22 protein-coding genes are annotated in these 23,909 nt (G+C 66.9%); 18 read left to right on the top strand and 4 right to left on the bottom strand.

All coding sequences use genetic code 11. The annotated features are described in order from the left end of the window. Positions 1 to 4 precede the first annotated feature (4 nt). Entirely contained in the window at positions 5 to 1,186 is a 1,182-nt protein-coding gene (locus tag OYT95_RS13285) for an acyl-CoA dehydrogenase family protein (RefSeq protein WP_037241593.1), read from the bottom strand. Positions 1,187 to 1,433: 247 nt separating this feature from the next. Here OYT95_RS13285 and OYT95_RS13280 point away from each other — a divergent pair, with 247 nt between their 5' ends. The 14 genes from OYT95_RS13280 to OYT95_RS13215 all read left to right on the top strand — a co-directional run bounded on the left by OYT95_RS13280 (position 1,434) and on the right by OYT95_RS13215 (position 15,208). After that, positions 1,434 to 1,625, top strand: coding sequence for a ferredoxin (locus tag OYT95_RS13280; protein WP_005262894.1), 192 nt, complete (start codon positions 1,434 to 1,436; stop codon positions 1,623 to 1,625). Between the two features lie 103 nt (positions 1,626 to 1,728). Further along, positions 1,729 to 2,646: a 3-oxoacyl-ACP reductase gene (locus tag OYT95_RS13275; protein ID WP_268791664.1), complete on the top strand. Its 918-nt coding sequence runs from the start codon at positions 1,729 to 1,731 to the stop codon at positions 2,644 to 2,646. A 567-nt stretch (positions 2,647 to 3,213) separates the two neighbouring features. Beyond that, on the top strand, positions 3,214 to 3,978 hold the full coding sequence (locus OYT95_RS13270; RefSeq protein ID WP_015888557.1) for an MlaE family ABC transporter permease: 765 nt from the start codon (positions 3,214 to 3,216) through the stop codon (positions 3,976 to 3,978). Positions 3,979 to 3,998: 20 nt separating this feature from the next. After that, positions 3,999 to 4,850: an MlaE family ABC transporter permease gene (locus tag OYT95_RS13265; protein ID WP_005244538.1), complete on the top strand. Its 852-nt coding sequence runs from the start codon at positions 3,999 to 4,001 to the stop codon at positions 4,848 to 4,850. A gap of 12 nt (positions 4,851 to 4,862) precedes the next feature. Continuing rightward, a complete protein-coding gene (locus OYT95_RS13260) occupies positions 4,863 to 6,038 on the top strand; it encodes an MCE family protein (protein WP_268791663.1) in 1,176 nt (391 codons plus the stop codon). Positions 6,039 to 6,040: 2 nt separating this feature from the next. Beyond that, complete coding sequence (locus OYT95_RS13255; RefSeq protein WP_011597040.1) at positions 6,041 to 7,057, top strand: MCE family protein; 1,017 nt, start codon at positions 6,041 to 6,043, stop codon at positions 7,055 to 7,057. 2 nt (positions 7,058 to 7,059) lie between these two features. Next, complete coding sequence (locus OYT95_RS13250) at positions 7,060 to 8,115, top strand: MCE family protein (protein WP_037241584.1); 1,056 nt, start codon at positions 7,060 to 7,062, stop codon at positions 8,113 to 8,115. Further along, positions 8,112 to 9,404, top strand: coding sequence for an MCE family protein (locus tag OYT95_RS13245; protein ID WP_268791662.1), 1,293 nt, complete (start codon positions 8,112 to 8,114; stop codon positions 9,402 to 9,404). The genes OYT95_RS13250 and OYT95_RS13245 overlap by 4 nt, the downstream gene beginning before the upstream one ends. After that, positions 9,401 to 10,630 (top strand): MCE family protein, encoded by a 1,230-nt coding sequence (locus OYT95_RS13240; RefSeq protein ID WP_037241578.1) that lies wholly within the window; start codon positions 9,401 to 9,403, stop codon positions 10,628 to 10,630. Before OYT95_RS13245 ends, OYT95_RS13240 begins: the two co-directional genes overlap by 4 nt. Further along, positions 10,627 to 12,042: an MCE family protein gene (locus OYT95_RS13235; protein ID WP_268791661.1), complete on the top strand. Its 1,416-nt coding sequence runs from the start codon at positions 10,627 to 10,629 to the stop codon at positions 12,040 to 12,042. Before OYT95_RS13240 ends, OYT95_RS13235 begins: the two co-directional genes overlap by 4 nt. Beyond that, entirely contained in the window at positions 12,039 to 12,767 is a 729-nt protein-coding gene (locus OYT95_RS13230) for a hypothetical protein (protein WP_268791660.1), read from the top strand. Before OYT95_RS13235 ends, OYT95_RS13230 begins: the two co-directional genes overlap by 4 nt. Then, the gene (locus tag OYT95_RS13225) at positions 12,764 to 13,282 is read left to right on the top strand and encodes a h domain protein (RefSeq protein ID WP_268791659.1); all 519 of its coding nucleotides are present in this window, start codon (positions 12,764 to 12,766) and stop codon (positions 13,280 to 13,282) included. Before OYT95_RS13230 ends, OYT95_RS13225 begins: the two co-directional genes overlap by 4 nt. Before the next feature lie 2 nt (positions 13,283 to 13,284). Continuing rightward, entirely contained in the window at positions 13,285 to 14,109 is an 825-nt protein-coding gene (locus OYT95_RS13220; RefSeq protein WP_268791658.1) for a nuclear transport factor 2 family protein, read from the top strand. 88 nt (positions 14,110 to 14,197) lie between these two features. After that, positions 14,198 to 15,208: an NAD-dependent epimerase/dehydratase family protein gene (locus OYT95_RS13215; RefSeq protein WP_268791657.1), complete on the top strand. Its 1,011-nt coding sequence runs from the start codon at positions 14,198 to 14,200 to the stop codon at positions 15,206 to 15,208. On the opposite strand, the gene OYT95_RS13210 is transcribed toward OYT95_RS13215, so the two are convergent. Both OYT95_RS13210 and OYT95_RS13205 read right to left on the bottom strand, forming a co-directional pair. Further along, a complete protein-coding gene (locus OYT95_RS13210) occupies positions 15,178 to 16,725 on the bottom strand; it encodes an alpha,alpha-trehalose-phosphate synthase (UDP-forming) (RefSeq protein WP_037241561.1) in 1,548 nt (515 codons plus the stop codon). The two genes, OYT95_RS13215 and OYT95_RS13210, sit on opposite strands and share 31 nt — an antisense overlap. A 33-nt stretch (positions 16,726 to 16,758) precedes the next feature. After that, complete coding sequence (locus tag OYT95_RS13205) at positions 16,759 to 16,932, bottom strand: hypothetical protein (RefSeq protein WP_005262874.1); 174 nt, start codon at positions 16,930 to 16,932, stop codon at positions 16,759 to 16,761. A gap of 167 nt (positions 16,933 to 17,099) precedes the next feature. Here OYT95_RS13205 and OYT95_RS13200 point away from each other — a divergent pair, with 167 nt between their 5' ends. Beyond that, positions 17,100 to 18,803 carry an ABC transporter ATP-binding protein gene (locus OYT95_RS13200; protein ID WP_268791656.1) on the top strand — a complete coding sequence of 568 codons (1,704 nt, stop codon included), beginning with the start codon at positions 17,100 to 17,102 and terminating at the stop codon, positions 18,801 to 18,803. Then, the gene (locus tag OYT95_RS13195; protein ID WP_037241555.1) at positions 18,800 to 20,548 is read left to right on the top strand and encodes an ABC transporter ATP-binding protein; all 1,749 of its coding nucleotides are present in this window, start codon (positions 18,800 to 18,802) and stop codon (positions 20,546 to 20,548) included. Before OYT95_RS13200 ends, OYT95_RS13195 begins: the two co-directional genes overlap by 4 nt. A 61-nt stretch (positions 20,549 to 20,609) precedes the next feature. On the opposite strand, the gene OYT95_RS13190 is transcribed toward OYT95_RS13195, so the two are convergent. Next, positions 20,610 to 21,545, bottom strand: a complete 936-nt coding sequence (locus OYT95_RS13190; RefSeq protein ID WP_037241552.1) for a methionyl-tRNA formyltransferase — start codon at positions 21,543 to 21,545, stop codon at positions 20,610 to 20,612. Between the two features lie 110 nt (positions 21,546 to 21,655). Between OYT95_RS13190 and OYT95_RS13185 the strand changes: the two genes are divergently transcribed. Further along, positions 21,656 to 22,459: an alpha/beta fold hydrolase gene (locus tag OYT95_RS13185; protein ID WP_268791655.1), complete on the top strand. Its 804-nt coding sequence runs from the start codon at positions 21,656 to 21,658 to the stop codon at positions 22,457 to 22,459. Positions 22,460 to 22,505: 46 nt separating this feature from the next. Continuing rightward, on the top strand, positions 22,506 to 23,705 hold the full coding sequence (locus tag OYT95_RS13180) for a sensor domain-containing diguanylate cyclase (protein ID WP_268791654.1): 1,200 nt from the start codon (positions 22,506 to 22,508) through the stop codon (positions 23,703 to 23,705). The last annotated feature ends 204 nt before the right edge of the window (positions 23,706 to 23,909 follow it).

The following is a 23,909-nucleotide window of genomic DNA, read 5'->3' as shown; positions in this document are numbered from 1 at the left end:
AGTCCTAACGCTTCGCTGGGGGCAGGCCGAGGGCGGTCATGGCGATGATGTCGCGCTGCACCTCGTTGGTTCCGCCGCCGAACGTGAGGATCAGCGACGACCGGTGCATCCGTTCGAGTCGCCCGCGCAGCAGGACCCCGGGGGAGTTCTGCCGCAGCGTGGCCGAAGGTCCGAGGATCTCCATCAGCAGCCGGTACGCCTCCGTGGCGAACTCCGTGCCGTAGACCTTGTTGGCGGACGCCGCTTCCGGGCCCGGCGCGTGGTCGGTGGACGAGGCGATCTCCCAATTCATCAACTTGAGGTACTCGGCCTTGGCGTGGACCCGGGCCAGGTTGATCTGCACCCATTCCTGGTCGATGACGCGGCGGCCGTCCGGCAACTTGGTGTTCTGCGCCCATTCGCGCACCTCACGCTGTGCGGTGAGGACCGGCCCGGCGGACGTCAGGGCAACGCGCTCGTGGTTGAGCTGATTGGTGATCAGCGCCCACCCGCCGTGCTCGGGGCCGACCAGCGCGGACGACGGAACCCGAACGTCCTGGTAGTAGGTGGCGCTCGTGTCCGGACCCGCCATCGTGTGGACGGGGGTGTACGAGAAGCCTTCGGCGGTTGTCGGGACGATCAGCATGCTGATGCCCTTGTGCTTCTTGGCTTCGGGATCGGTGCGGCACGCCAGCCACACGTAGTCGGCGTACGCGATCAGGCTCGTCCACATCTTCTGGCCGTTGATGACGTAGTCGTCGCCGTCCTTGACGGCGGTCGTGCGCAGGCTGGCGAGGTCGGTGCCCGCTTCGGGCTCGGAGTAGCCGATGGAGAAGTGCAGTTCGCCGGCCGAGATCCTGGGCAGGAAGAACGACTTCTGCTCGGGGGTACCGAAGTGCATGATGGTCGGCGCCACCGAGTTGATGGTGAGGAAGGGGACCGGGGCGCCGGCGATGGCGGCCTCATCCGTGAAGATCAGCTGCTCCATGGCCGACCGTTCCTGGCCGCCGTACTCCTTGGGCCACCCGAGCGTCAGCCAGCCGTCCTTGCCCATCTGGGCGACGACCTCGCGGTAGACATTGCCCTCGCCGTATTCGCCGGTGGTGGCGGCCAGCGCCTCTCGACGCTCCGGCGTCATCAGCTTCGCGAAGTACGCGCGCAGCTCTTCCCGCAGCTGCTGTTGCTGCGGTGTGTAGGTGATGTGCATCGAAATACCTCTCCAGTCCGAGAGCGGAATCAGCTGAAATCTGGCACAGGTTCCAGTCTCTGCGGTGCATTCGCGGAGTCGGCCCCGGCCGGCCCCGGAGCGTGCCCGGTAGGCGTGCTCGCAGTCGTGGAACGAATCATTGCACACGACTGGAACAGGTTCTAGTGTTATCGCAGGAACGGAGTGCGCCACAGCCCGGCGGCACCCGGGTCCACGAGTGACGAGACGAGGAGAAGTGAGGGTTACCATGGAGGTCAGAGTCGATTTCGACCGTTGCGAAGCCAATGGTGTGTGCGTGGGGATCGCACCCGACATCTTCGAGCTCGACGACGACGATCAGCTGCACATTTCGAGTGCCGTTCCTCCCGCTGACCGGGAGGAAGACGTGCGTACGGCGATCGCCCAGTGTCCGAGGGCCGCGCTCACCGAACACCCCTGAGGATTGTTGCCCGGAATGAGAACACGTTCTACAGTGACGTCGACCTACCGCCGTGTCGTGTTCGCGACCTCCGGCGAGTGCACAGAACCAGGAGAGCGTGTTCATGAATGCTGTGGCTGACCGCGATGTGAACGTGGACGGCAAGGTCGCCGTCGTGACCGGCGCCGGATCCGGCCTCGGAAAATTCGAGGCGATCGCACTGGCCCGCGCGGGTGCGTCCGTCGTCGTCAACGACCTGGCCGCGAACGACGCCGTGGAGGCAACGATCGAGGAGATCCGGGGCCTGGGCGCGAAGGTCGAGTTCGTGGCAGGCGACATCGGGGAACGGTCCACCGCCGACGCGATCATGGAGGCGGCGCAGAGTCGGCTCGGTAGCCTCGACATCCTGGTGAACAACGCGGGTATCACGCGGGATCGCATGCTGTTCAACATGTCCGACGAGGACTGGGATCTGGTGCTGAAGGTTCATCTGCGCGGACACTTCCTGCTGTGCCGCGCAGCCGCGTCGTACTGGCGGGGCAAGTCGAAGGAGGCCGGTGCGCCTGTTTACGGACGCATCGTCAACACCTCGTCCGAGGCGGGACTGCTGGGCCCCGAGGGGCAGGCGAACTACGGCGCCGCCAAGGCGGGCATCACGGCGCTCACGCTGTCGGCGGCCCGCGGGCTGTCCCGGTACGGCGTCCGAGCCAACGCGATCTGCCCTCGGGCCCGCACGTCGATGACGGAGAACGTCTTCGGGGAGGCACCGGCCGAGGGGATCGACCCGTTGTCGCCCGAGCATGTGGCCGCGCTGGTCGCCTACCTCGCCTCGCCCGCCGCCGACTCGGTGAACGGACAGGTCTTCGTCGTCTACGGCCCGATGGTGGCGTTGATGGCGGCACCGGTCGTGGAGCGGCGGTTCGACGCCGCGGACGGTCGGTGGACACCCGGTGCGCTCGCGGCGGAGCTCGGAAACTATTTCGCGGATCGGGATCCTGCCGCCATGTTCTCGGCCTCCGCGGCGCTACGCGAACTGGGCTGACTGCGTCGCCGGGGCCGAATAACCGACACGAAGGTTGTTTCCGTATCGTTTCCGCAGGTAATGCCCGCGCGATGGGCGATACTGAAGGCAACTGAAGAGCGGCGGAACGGGGGCCGGGAGACCGTGGTGGGGTGTTCGAGAGGTGTGCCGGATATGACTAGATCGTGTTCTAGTTCTGCTGTCGTCGACCAGTTCGATCGCGCCTGCCCATCCGGCGCGGCAGCTGCCGAGGTCGGCCCGTGTGCGCGGCAGCTGCAGAAGGTGTATCCGCCGTTCGCCGACATGCGGTGAAATTCTCTCAAAATTGTTGTGCTATAACATTTTAGGGCCACGACTCGAATTTCCGCTCGGCGCGAATCAACGAGTCCGATCGGCCGGGGACACGCCCGGAATTTCGGTCGAATTCCGCACTCCGAGCGTGCTGAATGTGGGACGATTCTTGCTGATGAGCGACCACCTTTGACAGGTGAACACGTTCTAGTTAATATGACCTGAGTCACAGACCGTCGGGGGGCTGGGCTCGAACTGACAGTCGGTGCTGGGCGAGATCATGGACGAGGAGGACGGATGGTAGACCTCCTCGAGGTGCCGTTGCGTGCGGTCGGCGGGTTCTTCACGATGTCGGGCGAAACGTTGAGGGCAGTCTTTTCGAGGCCCTTCCAACGTCGCGAGTTCGTCGACCAGGCGTGGTTCGTCGCCCGGGTCTCGATGGTGCCCACCGTGCTGGTGGCCATTCCGTTCACCGTGCTGGTGAGCTTCACGATCAACATCCTCCTCCGTGAGATCGGCGCGGCAGACCTCAGTGGCGCCGGCGCCGCTCTCGGCACCGTGACCCAGGTCGGTCCCATCGTCACCGTGCTCATCGTGGCGGGTGCAGGAGCCACTGCCATCTGCGCAGACCTCTCGGCCCGCACCATCCGCGAAGAGATCGACGCGATGCGGGTGCTGGGCATCAATCCGATCCACCGCCTGGTCGTGCCACGAGTGCTGGCGTCGACCGTCGTTGCGCTCCTGCTCAACGGCCTGGTCTGCACCATCGGCATCCTCGGCGGCTTCGTCTTCTCGGTCTACATCCAGGACGTCAACCCGGGTGCGTTCGTCAACGGCATCACCCTGCTCACCGGATTCGGGGAGCTCGTGATCTCGGAAGTCAAAGCCGGTCTGTTCGGCATGATCGCCGGCCTCGTCGCCGCCTACCTCGGCCTGAACGTCAAGGGTGGCGCGAAGAGCGTCGGTGACGCCGTCAACCAGACCGTCGTGTTCTCGTTCATGGCCCTGTTCGTGGTCAACGTTCTCGTCACCGCCGTCGGCATCAAGCTGACGGCAGGGTGATCGACATGGTGGTGGAGTAGATGGCACTAGCGGCGGCCGGGCGCTTTCCCCGAACTCGGAAACGGTTCGCGTCGGCGTCCCGCTCGATCGACCGGCTCGGTGAGCAGGCGCTGTTCTTCGCGCGTGCCATCGGATGGGCGCCCCGCGCCCTGATGCACTACCCGAAGGAGACGCTGCGGCTCATCGCCGAGATCAGCATGGGCACGGGTGCGCTCGCGGTGATCGGCGGAACCGTCGTCATCGTCGGCTTCCTGACCCTGTTCACCGGCGGCACCATCGCGGTGCAGGGGTACAGCTCGCTCGGCAACATCGGCGTCGAGGCCCTCACCGGATTCTTCGCGGCCTTCATCAACGTGCGGATCGCGGCGCCGGTCATCGCGGGCATCGGTCTGGCGGCCACCATCGGCGCCGGCTCCACCGCCCAGCTCGGCGCCATGCGCGTCTCCGAGGAGATCGACGCGCTCGAGACGATGGCGATCCCGTCGATCCCGTACCTGGTCAGCACACGAGTGATGGCGGGCATGATCGCCATCATTCCGCTGTACGCCCTGGCAGTGATCGCGTCGTTCATGGCCAGCCGGTTCGCGACGGTGGTGCTGTACGACCAGTCGTCCGGCGTGTACGACCACTACTTCTCGACGTTCCTGATACCCACGGACATTCTGTGGTCGTTCGCCCAGGCCATCGTCATGGCGATCGCGATCATGCTCATCCACACCTACTACGGATTCAACGCCTCGGGCGGTCCGGTCGGTGTCGGTGTGGCCGTCGGCAACGCGGTGCGCTCCTCGCTGATCGCCGTCGTCACCGTCACCCTGCTCATCTCGCTCGCCATCTACGGCGGGTCCGGCAACTTCAACCTTTCGGGATAGGAGTGCCGGTAGATGTCTGATTCGAGTGGGAAGAAGAAGCTCGCGGCACTCGTTCTCGTCGTGAGTCTTCTCGCGATCATCGGTGTGTCACTGGCCATGTTCAACGGAACCTTCAGCGAGACCACGCCCGTCACCGTCACGTCGGATCGCTCCGGGCTGGTGATGGAACCCGACGCCAAGGTCAAGCTCCTCGGCGTCGAGGTCGGCCGCGTCGGCTCCATCGAACACGTGACGGACGGCGCCGAGCTGAAACTGGCGATGTACCCCGACATGATGTCGCTGATCCCCTCCAACGCCACCGTGGAGATCAAGTCCACCACCGTGTTCGGCGCGAAGTACGTCAACTTCGTGATGCCGGAGAACCCGTCGTCCACCCCTCTTCAGGCAGGTGACGTCATCGCGTCCGACAACGTCACCGTCGAGTTCAACACGGTCTTCCAGCACTTGTCGGACGTGCTGGCGCAGGTGCAGCCGGAGAAGCTCAACGCCACGCTCGGGGCGATCTCGTCGGCGCTGCGCGGGCGCGGAGAGGAACTCGGCGCCCTGCTCGAGCAGAGCGACAGCTACCTGGCGAAGATGAATCCGAGTCTGCCTCAGCTGCAGGAAGATTTCGCGAAAGCCGCGCAGGTCACCGACGTGTACGCCGACACGGCACCGGATCTGCTGCGAGTGCTCGACAACGCGACGGCCACCAGCGGCACCGTCGTCGACGAACAGGACAACCTGGATGCCGTGCTGCTCAACGTCACCGGGCTGGCCGACACGGCGAACACCGTACTCACCGAGAACGAGCAGAACCTGAGCTCCTCTCTCGACCTGCTGCTCCCGACGACGGACCTGTTGGCCGAGTACTCGCCCGAGATCTCCTGCTTCATCGTCGGCCTGAACAACGTGATTCCCCTCGCCGAACAGCTCATCGGCGGCAATCAGCCGGGCATCGCGCTGAGCGCCAGCTTCATGTACGGGCAGGAGCCGTACACCTATCCGAAGGACCTGCCGAAAGTGAACGCGACAGGTGGGCCGAACTGCCACGGTCTTCCCAACCCTGATCTCAGCAAGCATGCGAACTTCGTCGTGGCCGACACCGGAACGGTGCCGTTCGTGCCGTCGACGGAAGTCCAGGTGCACCTGCCCAAGGTGTTCCAGCTGCTGTTCGCGGGTGTGTACCCCGGGCAGGGTGGGCAGTGACTGTGCGAGCGACCACGGTCAAACTGCTGATCTTCGCGACGGTGATGTCGGTGATCTTCGCCGGACTCGCCCTGGTGTTCAGCCAGTACCGGTTCAGCAGCTCCGACGGCTACCACGCCACCTTCACGGACGTGTCCGGGCTCAAGCCCGGCGACAAGGTGCGCATCGCCGGCGTTCCCGTCGGCGCCGTCGAGAAGGTGAGCATCGACGACGACAACCTCGCCGACGTCGACTTCACCGTCGACACCAAGTACTCGCTGTTCGACGGGACCAAGGCCACGGTGCGGTACGAAAACCTCGTCGGCGACCGGTACATGGAACTTCTCGAAGGCGCCGGTTCGGTGGAGCCGCTGCCGGACGGTGGATCCATTCCCGTCGAGAACACCTCTCCCGCACTCGATCTCGACCTTCTGCTGGGTGGGTTCAAGCCACTCCTGCGGGCGTTGGACCCGCAACAGGTCAACGACCTGTCCCAGGCGCTGGTCCAGGTGTTCCAGGGGCAGGGCGGAACCCTCGTCTCTCTCCTCGGCAGCACGAGTTCGTTCACGAACACCCTGGCCGACCGGGACCAGTTGATCGGTGAGGTGATCACGAACCTCAACCAGGTGCTCGGCACCATCAACGACCGCGGCGACCAGTTCCGGTCGACGCTCGACCAGTTGCAGCAGCTGGTCAGCGGGCTCTCCCAGGACCGCGATCAGATCGGCGACGCCATTCCCCGCATCGCGGGGGCGACGGGGGATCTCGCGAATCTGCTCGAAGGTGCGCGGCCACCGTTGCAGAGCACGATCGCCGAGGCCAACCGCACTGCAACCCAGCTCCAGGCGGGGGAGGACGACCTCGACTGGGTGTTCCAGAATCTGCCCGACGCCTACCGGAGGCTCATCCGCATCGGCACCTACGGCAGCTTCTTCCAGATGTACGTCTGCACGGTCAAGTTCAAGTTCTCCGGCCCGGACGGATCGGATCTGCTCCTCAACATGCCGGGCGGTCAGACGGCAGGGAGGTGTGCACCGTAGCCATGAAGCGCGAACGTAATCCCGTACAGGTGGGAATCATCGGTGTCGCCATCGCGAGCATGATCGTGATCGCGACCCTGCAATACGATCAGCTGCAATTTCTTTCGGGCGGAACGCAGTACTCCGCCTACTTCGAGGACGCGGGTGGGCTGATGACCGGCGACGCGGTGACGCTCGCCGGTGTCGACGTCGGGAAGGTCGCCGAGGTCGAACTGGACGATCAGCACGTGCTCGTCACGTTCACGATCCAGGACGGCATCGTCCTCGGCGACGCCACCGAGGCGAACATCAAGACGAACACGGTTCTCGGACGGAAGTCGCTGGCCGTCACCCCGCTCGGGTACGACACGATGTCGGTGGGGTCGACGATTCCATTGGAGCGCACCAACTCTCCGTACTCCCTCAACGACGCGCTCGGCGATCTGTCGAACACCGTGTCCGAGCTCGACACCGACGAGGTCAACAACGCGTTGAACGCGATGTCCGGCGCTCTCGAGAACACACCGCCCGAGCTGCGCACCGCTCTCGACGGCCTGACCCGGTTGTCGGAGAGCATCAATTCGCGGGACGAGACGCTGAGACAGCTGCTCTCGCGTGCCGAGAACGTGACCGGAATCCTCGCCGAGCGCAGCGGGCAGATCAACTCGCTGATCGTCGACGGGAACCAGCTGTTCGGCGAGCTCGACCGTCGCCGCACGGCGATCAGCCAGCTGATCGTGAACATCTCCGCGGTGTCCCGGCAGCTCACGGGACTGGTCCAGGACAACGAGGAGCAGATGAAACCGACGCTCGACAAGCTGAACTCGGTGGTCGACGTCCTGCAGCGGAACAAGGACAACATCTCGCAGGCACTCGACGGCCTCGCCCCGTACGCCACTCAGCTCGGCGAGTCGGTCGGTAGCGGTCCGTTCTTCATGGCGTACGTCTACAACATCGGCATCGGCAACCTGTTCCAGGGGCTCAGCGACGCGGTGACGTGGCCGGAGCATCTCCCCAACGACCTCCAGGCCTACCTGCAGACAGGTCCGTCCATCGAGCTGAGGGAACCGCCGCGATGACGACGAACCCGGAAATCACCAACACGCGGAAGAAGTGGCTGATCCGCGGCGGCGTCGCCGCGGTCGTGGTGGTGCTGATCGTCGGCGCCGCAGTGATGTTCGTGCCCAAACTCTTCCAGAACACGATCACCGCGTACTTCCCGGCGACCACCGGCCTGTATTCGGGCGACGACGTCCGCGTCCTCGGTGTGAAGGTGGGGACGATCGACTCGATCGAGCCCGGCGCCGACTTCGCACGGGTCACGATGAACGTGCAGAAGAGCGTCGAGATCCCGGCCGACGCGAAGGCCGTCATCGTCGCACCCAGCCTGGTGTCGGGACGGTTCGTCCAGCTGACACCCGTGTACGCGGGTGGGCCGACGATGGGCGACGGCGCGAGCATCCCCGTGGAGCGCACCGCCGTCCCGGTGGAATGGGACGAGATCAAGACGGAGCTGAACAAGCTGTCGGAGGCGCTCGGACCGCAGGGTGCCGACCCGCAGGGCTCGCTCGGCACGTTCATCGACACCGCCGCCGACAATCTCGACGGCAACGGAGAGTCGTTGCGGAACACGCTGCGGGAACTGTCGGAGACCATGCGGACCCTGTCCGACGGCCGCACCGACCTGTTCTCCACCATCCGCAACCTGCAGACGTTCGTGGCGGCTCTGTCGTCGAGCAACGAGCAGATCGTCCAGTTCGAGGGACGGCTCGCGTCGGTGTCGAACATGCTCGCCACCAACTCCGACGAACTCGGCACCGCCCTGAACGATCTCGACCTCGCGCTCGGCGACGTCAACCGGTTCGTCGTGGAGAACCGGGCGAGCCTCAGCGAACAGGTCGGCCGCCTGGCCGACGCCACCCAGGTGCTCGCCGACAAGAGGCCGCAGATCGAGCAGGTGCTCCACGTCGCGCCCACGGCGCTGGCCAACTTCAGCAACATCTACAAGCCGGCGCAGGGATCACTGGTCGGTGCGGTCGCGATGGCGAACTTCGGGAACCCCGTGAACTTCATGTGCGGTGCCATCCAGAGCCTGCAGGCCAACGAGGCGAACCGGAGCGCGGACCTGTGCACCCAGTACCTGTCGCCGGTCCTGAACTCGCTGACGGCGAATTACCTGCCCATCCTCACCAACCCGACGACGGGTGTGAACGCATTCCCCGACCAGATCGAGTACACCCCGCCGAGCCTCGAGGCCTCCGTACCTCCGCGGTCCGCGCCGCCGATGACCGGGATCCTCGCCGGGATGCCGACCGTCGCCGTGCCCAAGGACCTGAACGATCTGCTGCAGCCGGGAGGTGGGCGATGACGAAGCACACACGGGTGCGTCGCGGCGCCGTCGCGGCCGTCGCGATCACGTTGTCCCTCACCCTGACCGGGTGCGAGTGGGAAGGGCTGAATTCTCTTCCCCTGCCGGGCACCGAGGGCCAGGGCGACGACGCCTACACGGTCGAGATCCAGATGCCCAATGTCACGACGCTGTCGCAGAACTCGCCGGTCCGCGTGAACGACGTGACGGTGGGTTCGGTGACGGGCATCGACGTGCAGGACTGGCATGCACTGGTCACCGTCTCGATCAACGGCGACGTCCAACTGCCTGCCAACGCGACCGCCAAGATCGGCCAGACCAGCCTCCTCGGCTCGCAGCACCTCGAACTGGCTCCGCCGACCGATGCCGAGCCCGAGGGCAGGCTCGAGGACGGCGACGTGATCCCCATCGAGCGGGCGGGCGCCTACCCGACCACCGAGCAGACGTTGTCGTCACTGTCTGTGGTACTCAACGGTGGCGGCATCGCCCAGATCCACGACATCACTCTCGAGCTCAACGCCGCACTGGGTGGCCGGGAGGACTCGATCCGGGATCTTCTCCCGCAACTCGACCAGCTCGTCACGAGCCTGGATCAGCAGCGCGGAGACATCATCGGCGCGATGGAGGGACTCGACCGGTTGGCGGGCACCGTCAACGCGCAGAAGGCCACCCTGGACGCGGCGCTGGACGGCATCCCGCCCGCGCTGGAAGTGCTCGTCACCCAACGGCAGAACCTCACCACCGCGCTGGTCGAGGTGGGCAAGCTCAGCGACACCGCTTCCCGTCTCGTGGAGAGCAGCGGCGAGGAACTGAAAGCGAACCTGGCGAACCTCACACCGGTGCTGCGTGAACTCGCCAACTCGGGGAGCGCGCTGACCGAGGTGCTGACCCTGATGCTCACGTACCCCTTCCCGATGAAGACGATGGACAAGGCGATTCAGGGTGACTACGCGAACCTCATGATGACGATCGACATGACCAACGAGCGCGTGGACAGCAACTTCCTGACCGGAACCGGTCTCGGCGGATCGCTCGGCGGCGTCGAGGGCGCCGTGGGATCGCTCGCCGGGGTGGCCGGGCAGTCGGGCGATCCGCTGCAGGCACCCCTGCAGCCGGCTCCGAAGCCGGCACCCGCACCGCCGGTGATTCCGGGGCTTCCGCAGATACCCGGACTGCCTCAGATACCGGGCCTTCCGCCGCAACTGGGAGGGGCACCGACACCATGAGAATGACGAGATTCGTTCGCATTCAGCTGATCATCTTCTCGATTCTCACCGTCATCGGGCTCGTGGTGATGTCGATCCAGTACGTGAAGGTGCCGGTGCTGTTCGGCGTCGGGCGCTACGAGGTGAGTGTCCGACTGCCGTCCACCGGTGGGCTCTACTCGCACGCCAATGTCGCCTATCGCGGCACCAACATTGGTGTCGTCGAGAACGTGACGCTCACCGGTGACGGTGTGGAAGCGAAGATGTCGCTCGACAGCGACTACAAGATTCCGGCGGACGTCGACGCGGCGGTCAAGAGCGTGTCGGCGGTCGGCGAGCAGTACGTCGACCTGATTCCCCGGGACGGCGCCGCCGAGGCCGACGGCCCGTACCTCGCGAACGGTGACGTGATCCCGTTGGATCGGGCCACCATTCCGCAGGATGTCGGCGAGATGCTCGACCAGGCCGACGAACTGCTCGCGAGCATCTCGGACACCAGGCTGCAGACGGTGATCGACGAGGCGTTCACGGCGTTCAACGGATCCGGTCCCGACCTGCAGAGGCTCATCGACTCGGCCCGGTTGTTCGTCGAGGAGGCCGACGCGAACAGCGACGCGACGAAGGCCCTGATCGACCAGGTCGGCCCCCTGCTCGACACGCAGACGGTCAGCAGCGACGCCATCCGGTCGTGGACCCGGGACCTGGTGACGTTCACCGACCAGTTGCGGGCGAGCGACCCGAGCCTGCGGTCGGTGCTGGAGAAGGGCCCGGGAACGGCGCAGGAGGCCACCCAGCTGTTCCAGGACCTGCAGCCGACCCTGCCGATTCTGCTGCGGAATCTGGTGAGCGTCGGCCAGGTCGGGGTGATCTACAACAAGAGCATCGAGCAGGTTCTGGTCATCTACCCGCCCCTGACCGCGGCACTCGTGACGGCGGCGACGGGCGGGCCAGTGGAGGACGGCGCGATCGTCGACTTCGCCCTGCAACTGCACGACCCGCCGGCCTGCACGACGGGCTTCCTGCCCCCGGAGCAACGCCGGTCGGGAGATCAGACCGACCCGATCGCGACACCGAACGACCTGTACTGCAAGGCCGCTCCGGACGACCCGTCCGTGGTGCGCGGCGCGCGGAACCTGCCGTGCATGGAATTCCCGGGACGCCGCGCACCGACGGTCGAGGCGTGCCGCGAGGGCTGGGAGGCGTCGGGCAACAACCCGCCGTACGGGCCGATCATGCCGCCGGATGTACCCTCGTACACAGCCGTTCCGAGTTCCTACGAAGGCGCCGCGGGTGCACCGGTCGCGGCCGTGCCCTACGACCCGGCCACCGGTAGCTTCATTGGTTCGGATGGAAAGACGTACACCCAACCGGATCTGGCGGTGCAGGGAAAGGACTCGACGTGGCAGACGATGATGACAGGTCAGCAGATTTGAGTTCCAGCACAGACGAACGCGCCACCGACTCCACGGAGCAGGCGACCGAGCAGACGTCCGCGGCGAAGGACCGGAGCAGGCGCAGGGCCGTCCGGCACGCCGGCCCGCCGGTGGGGGAGACCGAGGCACCGAAGCCGGTGGTCCTCGCCAAGCCGGTGGGCGCGCACGCCGCGCCCGAGGCGGCGAAGGTCGCGTCCCCGGAACCTCCGGCGCCCGACGCACCGGAGCAGCGTCGACCGCTGAAGTCGTTGCTCGCGTGGGGCGTTACCGCGGTGGTCGTCGTCGCACTGGTCGTCGCGGCGGTGGTGCTTCTGCTCGACCTACGGTCCGCGCGCGAACGGGACGATCGCCGTCAGGCGTTCGTCGACACCGCCCGGCAGACGGTGCTCAACCTGACGACCATCCATCCCGAGACGGCGAAGGAAGACGTCGACCGGATCATCGCCGGCGCCTCGGGTCAGTTCCTCGAAGAGTTCCAGGGCCGGGAGGATCCGTTCGTCGGCGTCGTGCAGGACGCGAATGTGACCACCGAGGGCCAGGTCGTCGAGGCAGGAGTCGAGAACGGGAGCGAGACCTCGATCTCGGCGAATGTTCTGGTTGCCGCGCGGACGATGGTGAGCAGCAAGGAACAGCCGGAACCCTCACCGCGCGACTTCCGGATGCGAGTGACGGTCAGCGACGTCGACGGCAAGTTGACCGCATCGAAGGTGGAGTTCGTCCCATGAGCGACAACAGCGAAGACAAGCGAAAGTTCGCCGTCACCAAGCAGACAGCACTGAAGATCGCGGCCGCGGTCGTGGTGGTCGCGCTCGCCGTCGGGGTGGGTTTCCTCTGGTACGACCACCGGCAGGATCAACTCTCGGAGCAGGCGCGCACCGAGGCCGTCGATGCCGCGGGCAAGCAGGCGGTGGCGATGCTGGCGTACGATTTCGCCGACGTCGACAACCAGTTGGCGGCTGCCGCAGACGGGCTCACCGGCTCGTTCCGCGACGACTACACCACGCTCGTGCAGGAAACCATCGCGCCGGGCGCCAAGGAGAAGCAACTCACCGTGCAGGTGTCGGTGCAGGCCGCCGCGCCCGTGTCGACCACACCCGACGAGGCGGTGGTTCTGCTGTACCTCAACCAGACGACGACGAGCGCCGACGCTCCCGACGCCCGAACGTCGGGCAGCCGTGTGCGGGTGTCGCTGCAGAAGGTCGACGACCGCTGGCTCGTCGATCAGTTGACCCCGGTGTAACGGTGCCGGACCCGACGCCGACCGGGGCGGAACTCCTTGCTGTCGTTGGGCGTTCACCGTCCGCGGTCGCGGTGCACGACCGCGCCGCGTGGGTCGGGCTGTTCTCGGACGGCGCTCGGGTCAACGACCCGGTGGGCTCGCGGCCGCACGTCGGCACGGCGGCGATCGAACGGTTCTACGACACGTTCATCGCCCCCAACTCGATCACGTTCCACGTGAAGCGGGACGTGGTGTGCGGGACGACGGTGGTTCGGGACCTCGACCTCGAGACCCGGATGTCGACGGGAGTGGTGCTGAGGGTGCCGATGCACCTGCGCTACGACCTCGTGGTGGAGTCGGGTGTCGTGACCGTCGACGGGTTGTACGCGCACTGGGAACTGCCCGTGATGATCGCCCAGCTGGCCGGGGCGGGGTGGCGGGGCGCGGCGGCGTCGGTGAAACTGGCGCCGCAACTGCTGTCGAATCAGGGCGTGCTCGGTGTAACAGGTTTCATGCGAGGACTGCGGACCGTCGGACGTCCGGGCAGGAACGCCGCCACCGGATTTCTGGTCGCCGTCCGCCGTCAGGACACGGCCGCAATGTCTGAGAGGCTTGCTCCCGGTGCGGTTCTCGAACTGTCGTCGGATTCCCCGATCTCGCTCGTTCACTTCGCGGAAAGCCTCCGTGAACTGCAGTGGAGCAAGATGATCGTGGCGGGGTGCGCGGTCACCGCATCCGTGCGTTCGGCCGCGTGGGAGGGGGTCGCCCTGCTGGAGTTCGCGAAGCGATCTCACGAGATCTCGCGGGTGCGAATGTTCGTCGAGGCGGTCACCCCCTTCACAAAGTGAAACAAGTTCTAGTACTGTCGGGATCTCCTGGCCGATTGCCGACGCACGACGCTGCGTCGCGGGGCCACAACCGAACGGGGAGTCGTCGATGAAGGTTGCAGTAACCGGCGCCGCGGGATTCGTGGGCAACAATCTGCTGAATCTGTTGGTCGAGGCAGGCCACGAGGTGACCGCAATCGACCGCGTGCGTTCCCGGTACGCACCCGAGTACGGGGTCACATGGGTGAACGCCGACGTGCTCGACGTCGAATCCATGAAGCGGGCGCTGGAGGGCGCCGAGGTGGTCTACCACCTGGTCGCGATGATCACCCTCGCGCAGAAGGACGACCTGGCCTGGACCGTCAACACCAAGGGCGTCCGGACCGTCGCCGAAGCCGCTCTCGCAGTGGGTGTTCGGCGGATGGTGCATTGCAGTTCCGTGCACTCCTTCGATCAGGCCAGTTGCGGCGGCACGCTCGACGAGAACTCGCCCCGGTCCGTCGACGCGTCGATCCCGGTGTACGACAGGTCCAAATGGGCGGGCGAGATCGAACTCCGCGAGGTGGTCGAGGCCGGGCTCGATGCGGTGATCTGCAATCCGACCGGGGTGTACGGGCCCGTCGACTACGGACTGTCGCGGGTGAACGCGTTGCTGCGCAACGCCGCTCGCGGCCGCGTTCCCGCTGCCGTGCAGGGCGGGTTCGACTTCGTCGACGTCCGCGACGTCGCCGCCGGACTGATCGCCGCCGGGGAGAAGGGCCGGACCGGTGAGAACTACCTGATCTCGGGGCACATGCTCGGCATGCACGATGCCGTGAGAAGGGCTGCGCGTGCGGCGGGTCGTCGGGGGCCGCTGTACTCGTTCCCACTCAGCGTCATCGAACGCGTGCTGCCGATCGCCGAACCGATCGGGACCCGGTTCGGCTCCGACGTGCTGTCGCGGTCGGCGATGGCGGCGCTGCTCGCGGCGCCCGTCATCGACGGCAGCAAGGCGCGGTCCGAACTCGGCTACGTTCCGCGTCCCGCCGACGAGACGATCCGCGACTTCGTCGCCTTCCTGGTGACGTCCGGTCAGCTGAGCCGGGGAGGTCAGTTCTCCCCGGTCGCGTCCTCGTTGTAGTCGGATTCGGAAGCCTCGGCGGGAGCGATCAGCGCGGGGCCGGCGGCGCCGCCGTGAGCGAGGGCGTCGAGGAAGGACCTGGCCCACCGGTCGACGTCGTGTGCGAGGACCTGCCGGCGCAGGGCCCGCATGTGGCGTCGGCCGTCCTCCTTCGGCTGACCCAGGGCCTGCTCCATCGCGTCCTTGACGCTGTCGAGATCGTGCGGATTGCACAGGAACGCCTGACGCAGTTCGGCGGCCGCGCCGGTGAACTCGCTGAGCAGCAGCGCGCCGCCGAGATCACTGCGGCAGGCCACGTATTCCTTGGCGACGAGGTTCATGCCGTCGCGCAGCGGAGTCACCAGCATCACGTCGGCGGCGACGAAGAAGGCGATCAGCTCCTCGCGAGGGATCGGCCGGTGCAGGTAGTGCACGACCGGCCGGCCGACCTCGCTGTACTCGCCGTTGATCCGCGACACCTTGCGTTCGATGTCGTCGCGCATCTGCACGTAGCTGTCGACCCGCTCGCGGCTCGGCGTGGCCAGCTGCACCATCACGGTGTCGGCGGGGTCGATGCGGTGCTCGTCGAGCAGTTCGTGCAGCGCGGCGAGGCGGACGTCGATGCCCTTCGTGTAATCGAGGCGGTCGACGCCGAGCATGATGTGTTTGGGATTGCCCAGTTCCTTGCGGATCTTCTTGGCGCGATCCCGGATCGACTTGGACCGGGACTGTTCGTCCAGCTGCCCCGAATCGATGGAGATCGGAAATGCGCCGACGCGCACCGTGCGGAACCCCACCTGCACGACGCCCAGCTTGGAGCGGACACCCACGTTGCCGCGGGACGTCTGCTGGCCGGCGAGTTTGCGGGCCAGGTACAGGAAGTTCTGGGCACCGCCCGGGAGGTGGAACCCGATCAGGTCGGCGCCCAGCAGACCCTCGATGATCTCGGTGCGCCACGGCATCTGCATGAACAGTTCCACCGGCGGGAACGGAATGTGCAGGAAGAACCCGATCGTGAGGTCGGGCCGGAGCATGCGCAGCATCTTCGGAACGAGCTGCAGCTGATAGTCCTGGATCCACACCGTGGCGCCGTGCGCGGCCGCCTTCGACGTGGCCTCCGCGAAGCGCCGGTTGACCTCGACGTAGGCGTTCCACCAGTCGCGGTTGTACTCGGGCTTGACGATGACGTCGTGGTAGAGCGGCCAGAGGGTGGCGTTGGAGAAGCCCTCGTAGTAGTCGGCGATCTCCGCGGCGCTCAGCGGAACGGGGTAGAGCTCGAGGTCGTCCTCGACGACGGGATCGAGCTCGGCGTCCGCGACCCCCGCCCAGCCGACCCATGCGCCCTTGTTGCGGCGCAGGATCGGCTCGAGCGCGGTGACGAGGCCACCGGGGCTGCGCTTCCAGCGCGTGGTGCCGTCCGGAAGGCGTTCGAGGTCGACGGGGAGTCGGTTCGCTACGACGACGAAGTCGGCTTGCCCGGAAACAGGATCAGAAGTCGAGCGTGATGACGATGCTGACGATTCCGAACTGGCAGCCACGGGCTTCCTTCGCAGTCGAAGTGGATGAAATTCTCAGTCGAGCTTGCTGGTGGGTCCGATTCCGAGCATGGAGAGCAGCATCCTGCACTCGTCGGCATCTTCGGCGTATGCAGCGACAACGCGCTGCGCCTGGCGGGCGGTCTCGTCGGCTAGGGGTTCGAGATCCTCGTCCGCGATGTCGTTTTCGGCGGTCGTCTTCGCGGCCATCTTTGTCCTCTCGGGCTTGCTGCTGCGTCACGCGCAGTAGTTCGTATCGGCGACTCTATGAGAACCGGGCATGTCAACGCTAGTTGCCCATCGATTAGGGTTCATCTAGTTAGGGTCTGCTTACTTGGTTGGTGGGTGGGGAAGCGTCGGCGTTGGGAGTTACGCGCGTGAAGACTGGTGGCACCGCAATTCTGCGTCGCACGCTGGTGCGGAATCGTGTTCGGCTGGGGATCGGAACCGTGCTCGTCTGCCTGCATCAGGTGGCGGAGACGCTGGTCCCGATCTCGATCGGCGTGATCGTCGACCGGGCCGTCGCCACCGGGGACGTGTTCGCACTCGCGGTGTGGCTGTCCGCCCTGGCACTGCTGTTCCTGGTGCTCACAGCGGCGTGGCGTTTCGGCGCGCGGTTCATCGTCGTGGCGATGCAGAACGAGGCGCACCAGCTGCGGATGGAGGTGGCGCACCGCATCCTCGACCCGCGGGGAGTGCGCACCGACCTGCGTGCCGGTGAGCTGCTGTCCGTGTCGACGTCGGACGCCGACCGTGCGGCGTGGATCGCGGACATCACACCGCGGGCCGCGGCGGCCCTCACCGCCGCGATCGGATCCGCCGTCGCCCTGCTGCTGATCGACGTGCCCCTCGGGCTCGCCGTTCTGATCGGCACCCCCGTCATCCTCGGTCTCCTCCAGCTCGCGGCGCCGCTGATCACCCGCCGCGCCACCGATCAGCAGGCCGCCGTCGCGCGGGCGTCCGCCATGGCCACCGACCTCGTGAGCGGGCTCCGGCCCCTGCGCGGGATCGGCGCCGAGGTGTCGGCGTCGCGGCGATACCGAACAGCCAGCCGCGAGGCGCTCGGTGCCACCCTGCACACGGCGAAGAGTTCCGCCGTGTTCGCCGGGGTGTCGATGACCGTCAGCGCCCTCCTCGCCGTCGGTGTCGCGGGTTTCGCCGGCTGGTTCGCCCTCGAGGGACGCATCACCATCGGCGAGCTGATCACCGTCGTCGGACTGTCCCAGTTCTTCATCGAACCGCTCGGCGTCCTGGCCGGGCTGCCCGGTTTCCTCGCCCTCGCCCGCGCGTCGGCGGACCGCCTCGCCCTGGTCCTGGACGCCGAACCGCTGCTGCCCGAGGGGTCCGGCCGGACACTCGACGGCAGCGAGCTCAGCCTGAGCGGCGTCTCGTACCGGTCCCTGAGCGCAGTGGATCTCCTGGTCATCCCCGGCGAACTGCTCGGCGTCGTCGCGTACCGCCCGCAGGACGCGGAGGCGCTGGCCGCGCTGCTGTCCGGGCAGGTTCCGCCCGACCGGTACAACGGCGAACTGACGGTGGGCGGAGTCCGGCTGTCGGACGCGGATCTCGCGCAGGCCCGCCGGGCGCTGCTCGTCGAACCGCACAACGGGGACCTGTTCTCCGGAACCGTCGCGTCGAACGTGACCGCGGGCCGACCCGGCGCGACGGCGTCCGAGGTGCAGGCGGCGCTGTCCGCGTCCGCGGCGGTGGACGTCGTCGACGCACACCCCGAGGGCCTCGACCACGAGGTCGCCGACCGGGGGTCCTCGCTGTCCGGCGGTCAGCGGCAGCGAGTCGCCCTCGCCCGCGCACTGGTGGCGCAGTCGCCGGTGATGGTGCTGCACGATCCGACGACCGCGGTGGACGCCGTCACTGAACACACGATCGCGGGCGGCATCGCCGACCTGCGACATCGCGGCTCCGCGGGCAGCCAGACGACGATCCTCATCACGAGCAGCCCCGCGCTGCTGTCCGTGACCGACCGCGTCGTCGTGCTCGACGACGGAACGGTGGTCGGCGAGGGCACACACTCGCAACTGGCGACCGAGAACGCGAACTACCGTCAGGCGGTCCTGCGATGAGTGAACTGCTGCCCATCGCCAACGCGCGCGACACGTGGGCGTGGCTGAAGTCCGAACTCGGACGCCGCCGCGGCCGGAGCGTTTTCACCCTGCTGGTGGCGGCTGTCGCGGCCGGTATGGCGCTGGTCCCGGTCTACGTGTTCGGTGTCCTCGTCGACCGTGTGCAGGACGGTGCGCCGCCGTCCACCATCGGGTGGGTGGTCGCGGTCATTGCGTCCGCCGCGGTGATCGGCGGCGTGTGTGCCGGGTTCGCGTCGTTCCTGATTCGCAGCCTCGGCGAGGGAATCCTGGCGGACCTGCGCGAACGCACCGTCGACCGGGCGCTCCGACTGCCGATTCAGACGGTCGAACGCGTCGGCAAGGGCGACCTGCTGTCGAGGGTCGGCGACGACGTCGCGGTGATCGGCAAGGCCGTCACCGACGTCGTCCCCAACCTCGTCACGGCTGTCCTGCTGGTGGTGCTGAGCATGGTCACGATGCTCGGCATCGACTGGCGGCTCGGGCTCGCCGGCATGGTGGCGCTGCCGATGTATGCCCTGGCGATGCGCTGGTACCTGCCGCGGTCCGCACCGGTGTACGCCGCCGAACGCGTCGCGATGGGGGAGCGTTCGCAGGCGCTGATCAGCAGCATGCAGGGCGCTCGGACGGTGCGCGCCTACGGTCTCGAGGACAGCCATCTGGGGCAGATCAACGGTGCGTCGGAGAAGGCCCGCGACTTGTCCGTCGGCGTCTTCGCACTGTTCACCCGGTTTGCGGGACGCGGCAACCGGGCCGAGTTCGTGGGGCTCGCCACCATTCTCGCCGCCGGATTCGCACTGGTGAACGCCGACATCGTCACCGTCGGGCAGACCACAACCGCGGCACTGCTCTTCCACCGGCTGTTCAATCCGATCGGCATGCTGATGTACACGTTCGACGAGGTGCAGTCGGCGGGTGCGAGCCTGGCACGGCTCGTCGGCGTCGTCGACCTCGACGACGAGTCGGGCACCGGAACCGCCACCGTCCGGGAGTTCGCGGATTCGACGCTCGAACTCGCCGACGTCCGGCACACCTACGACGGCAGCCACGAAGTGGTGCACGGCATCAGCCTGCACGTGAAGTCCGGCGAACGCGTCGCCCTCGTCGGTTCGACGGGAGCGGGCAAGACGACGGTCGCGGCGATCGCGGCCGGCTCGATCGTCCCGACGTCCGGTTCGGTGCGCATCGGCGGGACCGCGCTGCCGGACCTGGAGCCGGGTGGTCTCCGCCGCCGGGTCGCCATCGTCAGCCAGGAAGTCCACGTGTTCGCCGGACCGCTGATCGACGACCTTCGGCTCGCCGCACCCGACGCCTCCGAGGAGGACGCGGCGATGGCATTGAAAGCCGTCGGCGCCGACGGCTGGGTCACCGCGCTGGACGACGGCGTCCAGACCGTGGTCGGGGAGGGCGGCCACGAGCTGACCGCCGCCCAGGCGCAGCAACTGGCTCTGGCGCGACTGGTCCTGGCGAACCCCGCGGTCGCGATCCTGGACGAGGCGACAGCCGAAGCAGGCAGCGCGGGTGCGCGGGAACTCGAGGCGTCGGCCGAGGCCGCGACCCGCGGTCGCACGACGCTGGTGGTGGCCCACCGGTTGACACAGGCGGCTGCCGCGGACCGGGTCGTCGTCCTCGAACACGGCCGGATCGTCGAGCAGGGTCCACATGCCGACCTCGTCGCCGCCGGCGGACGCTACGCCGAACTCTGGTCGGCGTGGGAGGGGCGGTAGTAGGGCGTTCCGCCCCGTGCGCCTTTCTGGTAGCCCCCGCTACCAGAAAGGCGCACGGGCGTCAGCTGAGGTAGCCGCCGCCGTGGGGGAAGAAGTCCGTTCCGGCGAGTTCGGTGCCGTCGTCGAGCCGGACGCGCTGGATCTTGAGGCCCTTGTTCCGGCCCGTGCGGGCGTCGGGTCCGGCGACGATGACCATTCCGTCGCCTTCGTGGATGAAGACACGCCCGGGCGTGCCACCGTAATTTCCCTCGGATACGGCGGCCTGCAGAACCCGGACACGCTGTCCCTTGTAATGGGTGAAGGCGTTCGGGTACGGGTCGGACTGCGCGCGGACGAGCCGTTCGATGGCGTCGGCGGGCCACGTCCAGTCGATGAGGCTGTCCTCGGGGGCACGCTTGTGGAAGAACGTGGCCTGCGAGCGGTCCTGCGGCGTCCAGTCCGTGCGACCGGACGCGATCAGCTCGAGTGCGTCGAGGGTGATCGGGCCGATCATGTCGACGGTGCGGTGGAACAGATCGGTGACGGTGTCCGTCGGTCCGACGGGCGTCGACCTCTGCAAAACGATGTCGCCGGCGTCGAGTTCCTCGTCCATGAGGTGCGCGGTGAGGCCTACTTCTTCTTCACCGTTGATGAGCGCCCAGATGAGCGGGGAGAATCCTGTGTACTTGGGCAGGAGCGAGTCGTGAATATTGAGGGTGCCGTAGCGGGGAGAGTCGAAGACGTCCCGTGGCAGCCAGGTGCGCCAGTTGTTGGCGACGACGATGTCGGGGTCGGCCTGCTTCAGCGCGGCCTTGAAGTTTTCGTCGGGCTTGGTGGCGATGTGCACGGGGACCCCGTGCTCGGTGGCCAGGTCGGCGACGGAGTCCGCCCACATCTGTTCGTAGACGTGGTCACTCTTGGGGTGGGTGATCGCGAGGACGACCTCATGGTCGGACTGGAGCAGGGCCTGCAGGGTACGGTGACCCCAGGTTTGATATCCGAGTGTGGCGACTCTCAACGCGGTCCTCCTGGACGAGCTTGTCGGTCAGCGCCGCATGCGAGCGGCAGCGAAGCCAGCTTAGGCTATCCAATCTATTTCGGTGAGACCGGCCATGGAAGGAAGGCAAGATGACGATCGCCACGATCAATGGGATCCCCCTGAATTACCAGGTCAAGGGATCCGGCGATTTAGTGGTGCTCATCATGGGAACCGGAAGTCCGGGACGGGTGTGGGATCTGCATCAGACCCCTGCGCTCATCGACGCCGGTTACCGCGTCTGCACGTTCGACAACCGTGGCATCGCACCGTCCGGTGAGAGCGTCGACGGGATCACCATGGACGACCTCGTCGCCGACACCGCGGGCCTGATCGAGCATCTCGGCGGTGGCCCGGCCCGTGTCGTCGGCACCTCGATGGGTGCCCGCGTCGCGCAGGAACTGGCCCTGACCCGCCCCGATCTCGTGCACAAGGCGGCCTTCCTCGCCGGTCACGCCCGCATGGACTACTTCCAGCAGACCCTCACCGAGGGTGAGCGCGCCCTGCACGACAGCGGTGTCGAACTCCCGGCCAAGTACCGGGCCGCGGTGACTGCCGTGATGAATCTGTCGCCCGCATCGCTCGTCGACCCGCACACGGCCCGCGACTGGCTCGACCTGTTCGAGTTCAGCGGCGGCCGGACGTCGAACGGCGTGCGCGCGCAGATGGAGATGGACCGCAGCTTCGATCGCAGGCAGGCCTACCGGGCGATCACGACACCGTGCCTGTCCATCGGTTTCGCCGACGACCGGATGATCCCGCCGTATCTCTCGCGTGAGGTGGCCGAGGCGATCCCGTCGGCTCGGTACTACGAGATCCCCGACGTCGGGCACTACGGCTACCTCGAACAGCCCGAAGTGGTGAACAAGGTGCTGCTCGAGTTCCTCGCCAACTGACAGTTTCCGAGCGGCTGGGGGCGATCACGGTGACGGCGAGCTTCTGATGGCGTTGGGTATCCCGCGCCTCGGGGTGGGCATCGTCCGGTACGACATCGTGAACGGGACGTTGTGGTGGGATGAGAAGGCCGCCGCCATCTTCGGGGACGACGGTTCCCGGCCACCGCTCGAATTATGGCGTCAGCGTGTCCATTCCGAAGACATCGGCGCGGTGCGTCGCATGTTCGGTGACACCGCCGGGTCCGTGGGCGCGGAATGCGTGTTCCGCATCGTGCTGGCAGATCGGTCGACCCGGTACATCCTCACCCGCAGCATCGACGTCACCACCGATGCGTCCGGTGCCCCTGTCGAGCTGACGGGGGTGGTCATCGAACTGGGACACGTGGCCGGCCGGGACGCGCAGCTCGCGTCGTTGCTCGATCGAGTGGGCCTGGGGTTCATGGCGCTCGACGAGGACCTGCGGATCATCTACGTCAACTCCGGCTGCCTGCGGCACGTGCGGCGGTCGCGGGACGAACTGCTCGGCCGTGTCGTCACCGAGGTTCTTCCCGAAACGCAGGGCAGCTACTTCGACGCACTGTGCCGCAAGGTGCTCGCCACCGGCCGCGAGCAGCGGACCCGGGTGGACTCGCTGTATTCGCCGGGGATGACGATCGAGGTGACCGCCGCAGCCGATTCCGGCGCGCTGGTCGTGCATTTCCGGGACGTCACCGCGGAAGTCACCGCTCAGCAACAGGCGGACGAGGCGCACGCTCTTCTCCTGCACGAGGCCACGCACGACAGTCTCACCGGACTGCTCAATCGCGCCGCCATCACGGAGCACCTGCAGCGCCTGTTCGAGCCCGGTGCGGGGCGTGCGGTCGCGTTGTTCCTCGACGTCGACGGCTTCAAGGATGTCAACGACACCCGGGGGCATCACGTCGGAGATCGCATCCTGCAGGGGGTGTCCGAGCATTTGCGCCACGCGATGCGCGCGCCGTCCGCGGTCGGCAGGCTCGGTGGCGACGAGTTCGTCGCCATCCTCCCCGATGTCGACGAATACGACGTCGACGACGTGGTGACCCGGATGCTCGCGTCGATCACGACGCCGATCGACGTCGGCGACGAACTCCTCGTCGTGACGATCAGCGTGGGGATGGCGCGCAGTACGTCGGCTCGCACGGTCGACGAACTGCTCCACCACGCGGACACCGCGCTGTACGCCGCCAAGCGTCGCGGCGGGAACACCGCGGTCTGGCACCACTAGGTTGCTGGGCGGCTGCCCCGGGAGGTCGACGCCGCCGGTCGTGTGCCGACGCCGCGGATGCACGGTATGTTTACGCGGTCGAACGCGACGCCGGGACCGTTTTGGTGCGGTGAATGCCGTCGGCGGTGCGGGGGACACGCGATCGTGGAGATTGAACTCGAATTACGGCTGTGATATCCGGCACCTGTGAATTTGCTGGCAACC

This window comes from Rhodococcus sp. JS3073, from assembly GCF_026810085.1.
In the GTDB taxonomy this organism is placed as follows: domain Bacteria; phylum Actinomycetota; class Actinomycetes; order Mycobacteriales; family Mycobacteriaceae; genus Rhodococcus_F; species Rhodococcus_F wratislaviensis.
Note: the sequence above shows the minus strand (reverse complement) of the source record. Positions and strands in the feature narration are given on the sequence as shown.